Here is a 13143-nt window from a genome sequence, read left to right on the forward strand (position 1 = left end):
AGAAATGCTGTTCTTTTTTTATGTAAAAAGAGAGAATGATTTGTACTTGGCGAGAAGAAAAGGAGCTTAGACGAGCATACGTTTCAGGGAACCAGCACAAATGACAGGTGAGTGAGCATTAAATCTGCTCTTTAAGCATCAGAACAGGACGAACAATCATACTTGTATTACCCCGATAAAGAGTGTTTCCTAGCTGCTTTCACCTTTAAAAAGCTTTCAGCCCAGATATTTTTTTGTAGACATACACGATTTGTGAACACCATCATACAATTAGAGAGGGTAAGATAATTCGAAATCTTGTATACAACTTTTGATCTGTGGCAAAACTGTTTGTATGGAGGTGGAGAGCATTGAATTCGGAGGACTTGAAGAAACCGGATGGGGAAACGTGTATTATATGTGATACAGAAAAGACGAAGGGAATTCATCTCTATACAAGCTTTGTTTGTACAGATTGCGAGACTGATATGATTCAGACTGAAACAGAAGATCCTAAATATAAATATTTTATTGATAAGCTGCGGAGAGTGAAAACGCCGCCGCTCTATTCTTAAGCTGCCGGGTCAGGCGGCTTTTTCTATTGACCTTCTACTGATATAATAACGGTAATACATCATAAAGGACGGTTTTTGTTTAAATGGCGACTCCGCTGTATTCAGCTCTTAAAAGGCATGCGATGAAGCGCCCGGTTTCGTTTCATGTACCCGGGCATAAATATGGACAGGTTTTTTCTGAAGAGGCAAGAGGGGATTTTGAAGATATATTAAAGTTAGATGCAACTGAGCTCACTGGACTTGACGATCTTCATGATCCAAGCGGTCCGATTGCAGAAGCCCAGGAGCTTGCAGCAGCTCTATATAAAGCAGATAAAACATTCTTTTTAGTCAATGGTTCAACATCAGGAAATATCGCGATGATTATGGCTTGCTGTGAGCGAGATAAGCCGGTTTTAGTCCAGCGGAACAGTCATAAATCCATTATTAACGGGATTAGACTAGCGGGAGCACACCCCGTGTTTTTGGCGCCGCAATTTGATGAAGAACTGAGGGTGCCTTCTTATGTGCCGTTGCAAACCATTGCTTTAGCAATAAAAGAATACCCGGATGCATCCGCATTAATTTTAACGAATCCGAATTATTACGGACTTGCGTGTGACCTCCATGGGGCAGTGAAGCTTGCGCATGAAAAAAGCATTCCAGTTTTGGTGGATGAAGCGCACGGGGCCCATTTTATACTTGGGGATCCCTTCCCGCAATCCGCATTGGAGGCTGGTGCAGATGTTGTTGTTCAATCTGCCCATAAAACGCTTCCTGCAATGACCATGGGGTCGTATATACATGTGAAAAGCACATTGGCAGATGCAGACCGAATAAGCCGCTTTTTATCCATTTTACAGAGCAGCAGTCCCTCTTATCCAATTATGGCCTCGTTGGACCTGGCAAGAGATTATTTGCAGGGGTTAAGATCTGCAGCAGAAGTTAATTCCATTTCTGCCTCAATCACATCTTTTAAAAATAGGATTAAGAAAATAGATGAGCTTTCAATTGTTCATTCCAGTGACAGAAACGCAAGTACGGATCCTCTTAAACTTACGATTAAGTCAACTGCCGGAATGTCTGGTTTTGAGCTTCAGAGTCACTTAGAGGCTTCTGGCGTCTATACGGAGCTTGCAGACCTTCAGAATGTTCTGCTCGTCTTGCCGCTCTCAAGTAAGATAGTGCCTAATTTTGGGTATACCACTATAAATAGTACTTACGCTGGAAAAAACGATTTTAATCCTCTGTTTTTACAGACTGGCACCAGCCCTATCAGTATGCTCCCTCTATCCTATCATCAGTTAAATGGGTATAGTAGAGAGGTTGTACCTTTTAAAGATGCATACGGCTTATTAAGCGGAGATGCTGTTATTCCATATCCGCCTGGAATTCCTCTTTTAATGGAGGGAGAAAGAATAACAAAGGAACATATCAGTCAAATACAGGCACTGATTCAGGGCGGTGCGAGGTTTCAGGGAAGCAGGGCACTGACAGAAGAAAAGCTTGCAGTTTATATAAAGAAAAGGTGATTGTAATGAAAGGGATTTTTATCACGTTTGAAGGACCTGATGGTGCAGGAAAGACAACGATTCTGAATATGCTGTCAGAGGAATTCATGGAAAAGGGAATAGAGGCAGTCTTCACCCGTGAACCGGGAGGAATCAGAATTGCAGAGCAAATCCGCGAAGTGATTTTAAATAAAGAAAATATAGAAATGGATTCAAGAACAGAGGCTTTGCTGTATGCAGCTGCTAGGCGCCAGCATATTGTCGAAAAAGTCATTCCTGCTTTAAATGAGGGAAAGCTGATTATTTGTGATCGATTTATTGACAGTTCGCTTGCTTATCAGGGGTACGCTAGAGAAATTGGTGTGGATGATGTTTATTCGATAAATATGTTTGCTATTGACGGAGTCATGCCTGAGGTAACTTTATACTTCGATATAGAGCCTGAGCGCGGATTATTGAGAATCAATGGCAGTGATAGCAGAGAAGTGAACAGACTGGATTTAGAGAAGATGGACTTTCATTTAAAGGTTCAAAAGGGCTATAAACAATTAATCGATAAATTTCCGGAACGGATAAAAGTCATCAATGCTGATCAGTCTGTAGCAGACGTCTATCGGGACGTTAAGGAAGTTTTAATTCCTTATTTAAAGTAAACGCTGATATAATAAATAACAATAATGTTACAATTACCATAAATGAAACAATGCTTTATCAGGTTTAAGCTGTTAAAATATAAGGAGGCATACCTATGAAAATGATTATTGCGGTTGTACAGGATCAGGACAGCAATAAGCTTTCAAGCGCATTGGTTGAACATAATTTCAGAGCAACGAAACTCGCAACAACTGGCGGATTTTTAAAGTCAGGCAATACAACTTTCATGATTGGTACGGAAGATGTGCGTGTTGAGAAAGCGTTGGCCGTTATTAAAGAGAACTGTCAGTCAAGAGAGCAGCTTGTAGCTCCAGTGTCTCCCATGGGCGGAAATGCAGATTCGTATGTACCTTATCCTGTTGAAGTTGAAGTTGGCGGAGCGACAGTTTTTGTGCTTCCGATCGAACAATTCCATCATTTTTAAGGCGTGGGAATAAATGAAGATCAATCAAGAGCTTCGAACAGGTTTAGATAAGAGAAATGCCAATCTGAAGACAACTGCCGGCGGATCCAAGCCGTTTTCAGAGATAGTGCTGAAACAAGAATCCAAGCTGCAGCTGCAGCAATTGAATACATTGATGGCAACTGTAGAAGAGGCTGGCCGGCGCATCGCGAAATCCAGGAATATGCGGGATCTTTCAAGATATAAATCGCTTGTCAGACGCTTCGTACAAGAAGCTGTTGACTATGGTCTGAAAGTGAAGCAGTCCGGAAGCTTCGATTATAGTGGAAACAGCCGCTCGCTTGTAACTGTAGAACAACTGGATCAGCATCTGATTGAACTGACGGAAAGTCTGCTCAATGAGGATCAGTCATCCATCGACATATTGGCAAAAATAGGTGAAATTAAAGGCCTTTTAATTAACCTCTATACGTAAAGAGTGATAGATATGACAATGAGTACTTGGAATCAGCTTGCTGATTATCAGCCTAAAGTACTGAAATTGCTGGGCAACAGTCTCGAGAAAAACCGGCTGGCCCATGCATACCTTTTTGAAGGAAGAAAAGGAACAGGGAAAAAAGAAATCAGCTTGCTTCTTGCCAGAAGCTTCTTTTGTGAAAATACCGAAGATTTCAGACCATGTGAGACATGCAGAAACTGCAAACGCATCCATTCCGGGAATCATCCGGATGTTCATTTGGTGGAGCCAGACGGTTTATCAATCAAAAAGTGGCAGATTCAAGATCTTCAGGGAGAATTCACAAAAACCGGCGTAGAATCAAGCAAAAAACTGTATATTATTTCGCATGCAGATAAAATGACGGCAAATGCTGCCAACAGCCTGCTGAAATTTTTGGAAGAGCCAAATGCCAATACGATGGCTATTTTGATGACTGAACAAGTGCATCAAATTTTAAATACAATCCTTTCAAGGTGCCAAACGCTCACTTTTATGCCGCTGCCTGTTTCAGCTATTGAGAAGGAGCTGTTAAAACAGGAGGTATCTCCTAATTATGCCAAGCTTGCAGCAAGAATGACCAACAATGTTGAAAAAGCACTCGAATTAAGTCGAGATGATTGGTTTGCACAGGCAAGACTTGTAGTGATAAAATTGTATGAAGTGATATCAAAGCGAAACGGACAGGCATTTGTCCAGGTTCAAACGCAATGGATGCCATTTTTCGCAGAAAAAGAACAGCAGGACATGGGCTATGACTTGCTATTATATTTATATAAAGACATTCTCTCCATCCAAATTGGCAATACGGATCATGTTATCTATCAAGATCTGCTTCCACAGTTAGAACAGCACGCCATTCAAGTATCTAGGCAAATGGTCCTTGAAAAAATCACTTCTATTTTAGAAGCAAAAAAAAGACTCCAGATGAATGTGAGTCCACAATTACTGATGGAGCAATTGGTTTTATCTTTGCAGGAGGGATAAGCTTGTACGATGTAGTGGGTGTCCGCTTTAAAAAAGCGGGTAAAATATATTATTTCGACCCTAATGGGCTTCAAATAGAAAACGCCGATTTTGTTATTGTTGAAACGGTAAGAGGCGTAGAGTTTGGCAAAGTAGTAATTCATAAGAAACAAGTTGGCGAGAATGATATCGTCTTGCCGCTTAAAAAGGTTCTTCGTGTAGCTGATGAGAAAGACCGGCTGATCGTTGACGAAAATCATCATGCAGCAAAAGAAGCCTACGAGGTTTGTCAGCAAAAAGTAAATGAGCACAGGCTTGATATGAAACTTGTTGATGTTGAATATACGTTTGACAGAAATAAGGTTATTTTTTACTTCACCGCTGACGGACGCGTAGATTTCAGAGAATTGGTTAAGGATCTCGCTGCCATCTTCAAAACTCGAATTGAGTTAAGGCAAATAGGGGTCAGGGATGAGGCCAAAATGCTTGGCGGAATCGGCCCTTGCGGAAGAATGCTTTGCTGCTCCACTTTCTTGGGGGATTTCGAACCGGTTTCCATCAAGATGGCCAAGGATCAGAACCTTTCGCTGAATCCTACGAAAATCTCAGGGTTATGCGGCAGATTAATGTGCTGCTTAAAATATGAGAATGATGAGTACGAATCTGCTAAAGAACAGCTTCCGGATATTGGAGAATCGATCGGGACTCCAATCGGAATTGGAAAAGTAGTCGGGTTAAATATATTGGAACGGGTATTGCAGGTTGAACTTTCAGAAAAAGACCGCGTGGTTGAATTTACTTGGGAAGAATTAATGAAAGAAGGCGCAGTTCCAATGAAATCCACAGATTAATGAGGTGGAACAAGTGGATAAAAAAGAGATCTTTGAATCTGTAAGCAGTATGGAGGAACAAATCGGCTCTCTGTATCGACAGCTTGGAGAGCTGAAGCATCATTTAGGCGAGCTGCTTGAGGAAAATCATCATTTGCAGCTTGAAAATGATAACCTTCGCAGGCGCCTGAACGCGACTGCTGCAGCAGAAAAAAAGAAGCAGAATAAACAGCATACAGATAAACAGGCACTGGATTCAAAGATTGTGGACATTGGAGAGGGATACGACAATCTGGCCCGTCTTTATCAGGAAGGCTTTCATATTTGCAATGTTCATTATGGAAGTGTCCGCAAAGATGGAGACTGCTTGTTTTGTCTTTCCTTTCTTAATAAGAAGTAAACTGGCTTTCCTGCTTAGAGGAAAGCTTTTTTTATCTGGCGTAAACGGCTAATACATAGTGATTAAGTCAAAAAAACAGGACTCTTTTCGTAAACATTGTTGCTTTTAGGCTAAATGTTTAAAACCTTAAGCGGATCGTCGCGTAAGGTAACGGACAACATTTATAATCAAAAACAACAATCTATGCGAAAACAGTAAAAAACTGACAATTATTGGAGAAGAAAAGAACTACACCGATAGAAATTTCAATTTATGGATGAGGTATACTTTGTTAATACTAACAATAAAGAAAGGATTTTATGATGGTTGATTTAATAGGAGATGAACGTCTCGATTATTTACTGGCAGAGGATTTAAGGATTATTCAAAGTCCGTCTGTCTTTGCGTTTTCATTAGATGCGGTGCTTCTTTCAAAATTTGCATATATGCCGATACAAAAGGGACGGGTCCTTGATTTATGTTCAGGGAATGCAGTTATTCCGCTGCTGCTTTCTACAAGGTCAAAAGCGATGATTACAGGAGTTGAGATTCAGGAGAGATTATTTCAAATGGCTGAAAAAAGTGTTGCCTATAATCAGCTTCAGAATCAAATTACGATGATCCATGGCGATTTAAAGGAAATGCCGGCAGTACTTGGTCAAGGGAAGTTTGATGTGATTACATGCAATCCTCCTTATTTTAAAACGCCTAAGAAAGACGAAATCAATCAGAATGAACATCTTGCCATTGCCCGTCATGAAATCCTCTGCACACTTGAGGATGTCATTAAGGCAAGCAGCAAGCTTGCCAGAATGGGAGCAAAAATAGCATTTGTTCACCGTCCGGGAAGATTAATTGAAATTACAGAGCTTATGAAAAAATATAATATTGAACCTAAGCGGATTCAGCTTGTTTACCCGAAACATGGAAAAGAAGCAAATACTTTATTAATAGAAGGAATTAAGGGCGGACAGCCGGATTTAAAGATTCTGCCTCCTTTGTTTGTATATGACGAAGCCAATGAATACACAAAAGAAGTAAAAGAGATTTTATATGGAGACAAATAGCACTCATTTCTTTTATGTGCTTGAATGCAGGGATGGGAGCTATTATGCAGGCTACACAAATGATCTTCTGACCCGCATTCAAAAACATAATGCCGGGAAAGGCGCTAAATATACCCGTGCAAGAAAACCCGTATCCTTGCTCTATAACAAACAATTTAAAACGAAAAGTGATGCTCTGAAAGCAGAATATTACTTTAAACAGCTGTCCAGGAAAAAGAAGGACGAATTTTTAAATGTGCCTGATGAGGAAAAGGTATGGGGATTTTTGCAGGGAGAGGATGATACGGATGCAGGAACAAAAAAGCTTTAATCAAGATACAGAGTGGGGTTCCCTTTACCTGGTCCCAACCCCTATAGGAAATTTAGAAGATATGACGTTTCGGGCAATCAATATATTAAAAGAAGTTGATGTGATTGCAGCTGAGGATACTCGGGAGTCAAAAAAGCTGTGCAATTACTTTGAAATTGACACACATCTGATCAGTTACCATGAGCACAACAAGGAATCAAGCGGCCATAAAATCCTTGAGCTGATGAAGCAGGGAAAAAATGTTGCATTAATAAGCGATGCCGGGATGCCAATTATTTCAGACCCAGGCAGCCAGCTTGTAGATGAAATATTGGCTGAGAACGGAAAGGTAATCCCTCTTCCGGGTGCAAATGCAGCCCTTACAGCTTTGGTGGCATCAGGAATTACCCCGCAGCCATTTTTCTTTTTCGGATTTTTGGAAAGGCAAAAAAAAGAGAAGAAAAAGCAGCTCGAACAATTATCAAAGCGTACGGAAACGATGATTTTTTATGAGTCTCCGCACCGGCTGAAAGAGACCCTGGCGGTGATGAGTGAAATATTGGGCAACCGCAGAATATGCTTATCAAGAGAGCTGACAAAACGCTTTGAGGAATTCGTGAGAGGAACAATAAGCGATGCTGTAAAGTGGTCGGAGGAAAATCAGATTCGCGGAGAGTTTTGTTTAATTGTAGAAGGCCGGGATAAAAATGACGTGACTGCTGAAGAAGAGTGGTGGAACTCCATGACGCTTGAAGAGCATGTCAATCACTATGTCAGTGAAGGGTATGCTTCAAAAGAAGCAATCAAGCAGGTAGCAAAGGAACGCAGCATCCCGAAGCGGGACGTATATCAGTCTTATCATGTGGATCAATAATACAAAAAGGACCTGACAGCTGTTGTCAGGTCCTTTTTGTATTATTTTACTAAGTTGCTTTGGATTTCTTTTAGGATTTGTTCTGCACCTTCACGGCTAAGAACTAATTTTCCGTTACCTAAAGTGAAGTTATCATCAGATACTTCGCCAGTTACAGCACAAGTCATGTTTGGCTTATATTTTTTAAGGATAATTCTTTCATCATCCACGTAGATTTCTAATGCGTCTTTTTCTGCGATTCCTAATGTGCGTCGTAATTCGATTGGAATAACCACACGGCCGAGCTCATCAACTTTACGTACGATACCTGTAGATTTCATGTTTATGTTCTCCTCCCAAAAATAGGTTCTCTATATGTGTTTTTTCTTAAACTTCGTCATTATTCGACAAAATCTTCATCCTCATAAGCATAACAGTGTTTCCAATAAACGTCAATCCTCAAATAACCAATAGTTTGTCAAAAAAAGTGAATTTTTCTTGAACCCTTATGCACTAAGCATAATATGAATATATACCCCTGATAAAAGGAAAATAAACTCATAAAAGGAAATTATTAATTATACATGCAATAGTATTAATTCAAAATATTGTTTATTTTATTATAACGATTGTTCGACAAGAATCAACAAGAAAAATTGATTAGGAAACATTTGGCATACCAGAGCCATTCATATTATTCCTGTCCTCCTTTGTTTTTTTGTCCATAGAAGGTATATTTTCTTGATATTAAAGGCTAAGATGGTATCATAAAGAGTATAAATAACAATGATTAGTCGCTCTCGTCCATTGGGGCGGGGGCTTTTCTTCTCTAACCCAGAGACAGTCTTCATTACCAGGAGGGAAACGGATGGAAGGTCACAAAAAGTCATTTTATATTACAACACCTATTTACTATCCAAGCGGAAAACTACATATTGGACATGCTTATACAACAGTTGCCGGGGATGCAATGGCCCGTTATAAGCGCATGCGCGGTTTTGATGTGATGTATTTAACAGGCACTGATGAACATGGGCAGAAAATCCAGCGCAAGGCAGAAGAAATCGGGGTAACACCTCAAAAATATGTGGATGATATTGTCAGCGGGATAAAAGATCTTTGGAGCAAACTTGATATTTCGTATGATGATTTCATCCGTACAACAGAAGACCGTCATAAAGAAATTGTCGAAAAGGTATTTGCTAAGCTTCTTGAGCAAGGGGATATTTATTTAGATCAATACGAAGGTTGGTATTGTACACCTTGTGAATCGTTCTTTACAGAAAGACAGCTTGAAAACGGGAATTGTCCTGATTGCGGACGTCCGGTAGAAAAAGTAAAAGAAGAATCCTACTTCTTCAAGATGAGCAAATATGCAGATCGTCTTCTGAAGTATTACTCAGAGAATCCGGAATTTATTCAGCCGGAATCACGCAAAAATGAAATGATTAACAACTTCATTAAACCAGGTCTTGAGGACTTGGCGGTGTCACGTACGACTTTTGATTGGGGAGTAAAAGTGCCTGGAGATCCAAAGCATGTTATATATGTATGGATTGATGCACTGTCCAATTATATTACTGCTCTTGGATATGGATCAGAGAACGATGAAAAGTACAAAAAATTCTGGCCTGCAGATGTTCATCTAGTAGGAAAAGAAATTGTCCGGTTCCACACCATCTATTGGCCGATTATGCTGATGGCGCTTGATTTGCCGCTGCCGAAAAAAGTGTTTGCACATGGCTGGCTATTGATGAAGGACGGAAAAATGTCAAAATCAAAAGGGAATGTAGTAGATCCTGTTACGTTAATTGACCGCTACGGCCTTGATGCTCTTCGTTATTATTTATTAAGAGAGGTGCCGTTTGGTTCAGACGGCGTCTTTACACCAGAAGGATTTATAGAGAGACTGAATTTTGATCTTGCCAATGACCTTGGAAATCTGCTGAACCGTACAATCGCCATGATTCAAAAATATTTTGACGGTGAAATTCCTGCGTACAGCGGACCAAAAACAGATTTTGACGGAGAATTAACAGCTTTCAGCAAAGATACCATCGTAAAATACGAAGAAGCGATGGAAAAAATGGAATTTTCTATTGCTTTGAATGCTCTATGGCAGTTCATCAGCAGAACGAATAAATACATTGATGAAACACAGCCATGGAATCTTGCCAAGGATGAGGAAAATCGTGAAAAGCTTGCATCAGTTATGTATCATCTTGCTGAGTCGCTTCGCATTTCAGGGATCCTCCTGAAACCATTCCTTACAAAAACACCTGATAAGATGTTTGAACAGCTTGGCATTCAGGACTCTGCCTTAAAAGAATGGGCAAGTTTATCAGAATTTGGGCAGCTGTCTCAAGTTAAAGTTTCTAAAGGAGTGCCGATTTTCCCTCGTTTAGAAGTAGAGGAAGAAGTTCAGTATATTAAAGAGCAGATGCAGGGAACTGCACCAGCTGCCGAGGAAGAAAAGAAAGAACAAAAAGAAGACACATCAGGCGAAATTACTTTTGATGAATTCATGAAAGTGGAAATGCGTGTTGCAGAAGTCATTCATGCAGAGCCGGTAAAAAAAGCTGATCGTTTATTAAAACTTCAGCTGGATCTTGGTTCTGAAAAAAGGCAGGTTGTATCAGGAATTGCGAAGAGCTATCAGCCTGAACAGCTTGTCGGAAAAAAAGTCATCTGCATTACGAATCTTAAACCAGTGAAACTTCGCGGTGAACTGTCTCAAGGCATGATCCTGGCGGGCGAAGAAGAAGGCAATTTGTCGCTTGCTACTGTCGATTCAAGTCTTCCGAACGGTACAATTATTAAATAAAAAAAAAGAGAAAAAAGAGGTGTTTCACGTGTAACAATCGGGAATGACGCCTCTTTTTTCTTCTGTTTACACAAGAAGAAAGGATGTCGAATCATGTTATTTGATACACATGCTCATTTAAATGCCATTCAATACGAAGATGACTTAGAAGAAGTCATTGAAAGGGCGCTGGAAGAAGGAGTAACCCATACAGTTGTAGTCGGGTTTGACACAGAGACTATCACAAGGGCAATCGAGCTTGCTGAAAAATACGATTTTATTTATGCAGCAGTTGGCTGGCATCCAGTTGACGCTATTGATATGAAAGAAGAAGATCTTCAGTGGATAAAAGAGCTTGCATCACATCCTAAAGTAGTGGCGATTGGCGAGATGGGGCTCGATTATTATTGGGATAAATCTCCGAAGGAAATTCAAAAGGAAGTATTCCGCAAGCAGATTGCCCTTGCGAAAGAAGTACAGCTTCCGATAATAATTCATAATCGGGATGCGACCTCTGATGTAGTTGAGATTCTGCAGGAGGAAAATGCGAGTGAAGTGGGCGGCATTATGCATTGTTTTACAGGAAGCCTTGAAGTGGCGAAACAATGCATGGAGATGAATTTTTATATTTCATTTGGCGGACCGGTTACATTTAAGAATGCTAAAAAGCCGAAGGAAGTTGCGGCTCAGATACCAATGGAACGTCTTTTGATTGAAACAGACTGCCCATATTTAACACCTCATCCGTTTAGAGGGAAACGAAATGAACCGAGCTATGTGAAATATGTAGCAGAGCAAATTGCAGAGCTTAGAGAAATGGATTATGCAGAATTTGTTAGACAAACTTCCGACAATGCAAAAAGAATATTCGGCATTTCTCGCTAAAGGAAATTGTAGAATTTTGCTGGAGCTTGTCCGAAAGTACAGGTTTTAAAGAGGTTCTACAAGTCTCCTTTTCTTCATAGGATATATTTGTCGACAAGAATTGCTTCACTTTTTGATAGTTTTTTAGCATAATAGTGATTACGATTAGAAAAAATTGAAAAAAGTGGGTGAGGGTTGACAGCAAGGTCGATACTCTATATAATCCTCGGAGGAGAAGGAGGCGTTTTTCATAGTGATAAATAATATGAAAAAGCTGTTATCCGCAAAACTAAGCTTTAACAAGATTGTCCTCGCAATTGTCAGTTTAGTAGTTTTGGGAACGGGTACTGCGTTCGCGACGTTTGAAGCGTCGAAGAATACGGTAACAGTTTCGCTGAACGGCAAAGACGAGAAGCTCAGGACACACGCAAGTACAGTAGATGAATTACTTCAAGATTTAGACATAGATAGAAAACAAGAAGACGATGTATCCCCATCTGGAGATACTAAGATCACAAACAATTTAAAAGTTGTTTATGAAGCTTCGAAACCTGTACAGCTTACGGTGGACGATGAGAAAAGGACAATAAGGACAACAGCAAAAACCGTAGAAGAATTTTTAAAAGAACAAAAAATAGCAGTTTCTGAGCACGATAAGATGAATACTTCGTTACATACGAAAATTGCAGATAATCTTAAGCTCAACATTGAGAAAGCCATACAGATCACACTAACAGTTGGAGATAAAAAACAACAAGTATGGTCAACTTCGACTACTGTCGCTGACTTTTTGAAAGACCAAAAGGTACAGGTAAATGAACTTGATAAGGTTGAACCCCAAATTCATGAAACATTGAGTGCAAATGACGCCGTAATAGTCACACGTGTAGAAAAAGTCACCGATGTAGTGGAAGAACCAGTTGCATTTTCGGTTGTAACAAAGAATGACAGCAGCATTCCAAAAGGTAAACAGGAAGTTATTGAACCTGGTACAGAAGGTACGGTTGCGAAGCATTTTGAAGTTATGCTCGAAAATGGAAAAGAAGTGTCAAGAAAGCTGATCAAAGAAGAAACGAAAAGTGAAAGTCAGGACCGTGTTGTTGCATTAGGCACAAAAACTGAGCCTAAGCCAGTGAGCACGGCAAATACTAAAAGCAAGCCTGAGACGGTGTCACGTTCAAACGATTCTGTCGCAAAAGAATTTACTGTTACATCAACTGCTTATACAGCTCATTGCAATGGGTGTTCAGGCAAGACAGCCACAGGTGTGGATTTAAGAGCCAATCCGAATGCCAAGGTGATTGCCGTAGATCCGAGTGTAATTCCATTGGGGTCTAAAGTATATGTAGAAGGTTACGGATATGCCATTGCCTCTGATACAGGCGGCGCAATTAAAGGGAAAAAGATTGATGTTTTCTTCTCTGATAAGGGAGCAGCCTATCGCTGGGGAAGAAAGCAGGTTAAAATTAAAGTGTTGAATTGATTCTCTGACAGG

General features: G+C 40.2%; 15 protein-coding genes. 14 read left to right on the forward strand and 1 reads right to left on the reverse strand.

Annotated elements, in window-relative coordinates; genetic code table 11:
* Positions 1-350 precede the first annotated feature (350 nt).
* The 11 genes from ABEQ24_RS12445 to rsmI all read left to right on the forward strand — a co-directional run bounded on the left by ABEQ24_RS12445 (position 351) and on the right by rsmI (position 8002).
* Positions 351-554 carry a sigma factor G inhibitor Gin gene (locus ABEQ24_RS12445; RefSeq protein ID WP_430007086.1) on the forward strand — a complete coding sequence of 68 codons (204 nt, stop codon included), beginning with the start codon at positions 351-353 and terminating at the stop codon, positions 552-554.
* 83 nt (positions 555-637) lie between these two features.
* Positions 638-2065, forward strand: coding sequence for an aminotransferase class I/II-fold pyridoxal phosphate-dependent enzyme (locus ABEQ24_RS12450; protein WP_430007087.1), 1428 nt, complete (start codon positions 638-640; stop codon positions 2063-2065).
* Positions 2066-2070: 5 nt separating this feature from the next.
* A complete protein-coding gene (gene tmk, locus ABEQ24_RS12455; protein WP_430007088.1) occupies positions 2071-2697 on the forward strand; it encodes a dTMP kinase in 627 nt (208 codons plus the stop codon).
* Positions 2698-2792: 95 nt separating this feature from the next.
* Positions 2793-3122, forward strand: coding sequence for a cyclic-di-AMP receptor (locus ABEQ24_RS12460; RefSeq protein ID WP_430007089.1), 330 nt, complete (start codon positions 2793-2795; stop codon positions 3120-3122).
* A gap of 13 nt (positions 3123-3135) precedes the next feature.
* The gene (locus tag ABEQ24_RS12465; RefSeq protein WP_430007090.1) at positions 3136-3576 is read left to right on the forward strand and encodes a YaaR family protein; all 441 of its coding nucleotides are present in this window, start codon (positions 3136-3138) and stop codon (positions 3574-3576) included.
* An 18-nt stretch (positions 3577-3594) separates the two neighbouring features.
* Entirely contained in the window at positions 3595-4584 is a 990-nt protein-coding gene (gene holB, locus ABEQ24_RS12470) for a DNA polymerase III subunit delta' (RefSeq protein ID WP_430007128.1), read from the forward strand.
* A gap of 2 nt (positions 4585-4586) precedes the next feature.
* Complete coding sequence (locus ABEQ24_RS12475) at positions 4587-5414, forward strand: PSP1 domain-containing protein (RefSeq protein WP_133313855.1); 828 nt, start codon at positions 4587-4589, stop codon at positions 5412-5414.
* Between the two features lie 13 nt (positions 5415-5427).
* Positions 5428-5793, forward strand: a complete 366-nt coding sequence (gene yabA / locus ABEQ24_RS12480; protein ID WP_133313854.1) for a DNA replication initiation control protein YabA — start codon at positions 5428-5430, stop codon at positions 5791-5793.
* Positions 5794-6095: 302 nt separating this feature from the next.
* Complete coding sequence (locus ABEQ24_RS12485) at positions 6096-6839, forward strand: tRNA1(Val) (adenine(37)-N6)-methyltransferase (RefSeq protein WP_430007091.1); 744 nt, start codon at positions 6096-6098, stop codon at positions 6837-6839.
* Positions 6826-7149 (forward strand): GIY-YIG nuclease family protein, encoded by a 324-nt coding sequence (locus ABEQ24_RS12490; protein WP_430007092.1) that lies wholly within the window; start codon positions 6826-6828, stop codon positions 7147-7149. Before ABEQ24_RS12485 ends, ABEQ24_RS12490 begins: the two co-directional genes overlap by 14 nt.
* A complete protein-coding gene (rsmI, locus tag ABEQ24_RS12495) occupies positions 7127-8002 on the forward strand; it encodes a 16S rRNA (cytidine(1402)-2'-O)-methyltransferase (RefSeq protein WP_430007093.1) in 876 nt (291 codons plus the stop codon). Before ABEQ24_RS12490 ends, rsmI begins: the two co-directional genes overlap by 23 nt.
* A gap of 41 nt (positions 8003-8043) precedes the next feature.
* Here rsmI and ABEQ24_RS12500 read toward each other — a convergent pair whose 3' ends face one another.
* Positions 8044-8328 carry an AbrB/MazE/SpoVT family DNA-binding domain-containing protein gene (locus ABEQ24_RS12500; RefSeq protein ID WP_175443492.1) on the reverse strand — a complete coding sequence of 95 codons (285 nt, stop codon included), beginning with the start codon at positions 8326-8328 and terminating at the stop codon, positions 8044-8046.
* A 521-nt stretch (positions 8329-8849) separates the two neighbouring features.
* Between ABEQ24_RS12500 and metG the strand changes: the two genes are divergently transcribed.
* The 3 genes from metG to ABEQ24_RS12515 all read left to right on the forward strand — a co-directional run bounded on the left by metG (position 8850) and on the right by ABEQ24_RS12515 (position 13131).
* Positions 8850-10805, forward strand: coding sequence for a methionine--tRNA ligase (gene metG, locus ABEQ24_RS12505; RefSeq protein ID WP_430007094.1), 1956 nt, complete (start codon positions 8850-8852; stop codon positions 10803-10805).
* A gap of 93 nt (positions 10806-10898) precedes the next feature.
* A complete protein-coding gene (locus ABEQ24_RS12510; protein ID WP_430007095.1) occupies positions 10899-11669 on the forward strand; it encodes a TatD family hydrolase in 771 nt (256 codons plus the stop codon).
* A gap of 232 nt (positions 11670-11901) precedes the next feature.
* Positions 11902-13131 carry a ubiquitin-like domain-containing protein gene (locus ABEQ24_RS12515; RefSeq protein ID WP_430007096.1) on the forward strand — a complete coding sequence of 410 codons (1230 nt, stop codon included), beginning with the start codon at positions 11902-11904 and terminating at the stop codon, positions 13129-13131.
* Positions 13132-13143: the final 12 nt, after the last annotated feature.

This window comes from Metabacillus idriensis (genome assembly GCF_050483325.1).
GTDB classification, from domain to species: domain Bacteria; phylum Bacillota; class Bacilli; order Bacillales; family Bacillaceae; genus Bacillus_P; species Bacillus_P idriensis_A.

Excerpts from the sequence above, each read along its gene's own strand:
- ABEQ24_RS12465 (WP_430007090.1), top strand. The coding sequence starts at position 3,136 with ATGAAGATCAATCAAGAGCTTCGAACAGGTTTAGATAAGAGAAATGCC.
- ABEQ24_RS12510 (WP_430007095.1), top strand. The coding sequence starts at position 10,899 with ATGTTATTTGATACACATGCTCATTTAAATGCCATTCAATACGAAGAT.
- rsmI (WP_430007093.1), top strand. The coding sequence starts at position 7,127 with ATGCAGGAACAAAAAAGCTTTAATCAAGATACAGAGTGGGGTTCCCTT.
- ABEQ24_RS12485 (WP_430007091.1), top strand. The coding sequence starts at position 6,096 with ATGGTTGATTTAATAGGAGATGAACGTCTCGATTATTTACTGGCAGAG.
- ABEQ24_RS12450 (WP_430007087.1), top strand. The coding sequence starts at position 638 with ATGGCGACTCCGCTGTATTCAGCTCTTAAAAGGCATGCGATGAAGCGC.
- metG (WP_430007094.1), top strand. The coding sequence starts at position 8,850 with ATGGAAGGTCACAAAAAGTCATTTTATATTACAACACCTATTTACTAT.
- ABEQ24_RS12490 (WP_430007092.1), top strand. The coding sequence starts at position 6,826 with ATGGAGACAAATAGCACTCATTTCTTTTATGTGCTTGAATGCAGGGAT.
- holB (WP_430007128.1), top strand. The coding sequence starts at position 3,595 with ATGAGTACTTGGAATCAGCTTGCTGATTATCAGCCTAAAGTACTGAAA.
- tmk (WP_430007088.1), top strand. The coding sequence starts at position 2,071 with ATGAAAGGGATTTTTATCACGTTTGAAGGACCTGATGGTGCAGGAAAG.
- ABEQ24_RS12460 (WP_430007089.1), top strand. The coding sequence starts at position 2,793 with ATGAAAATGATTATTGCGGTTGTACAGGATCAGGACAGCAATAAGCTT.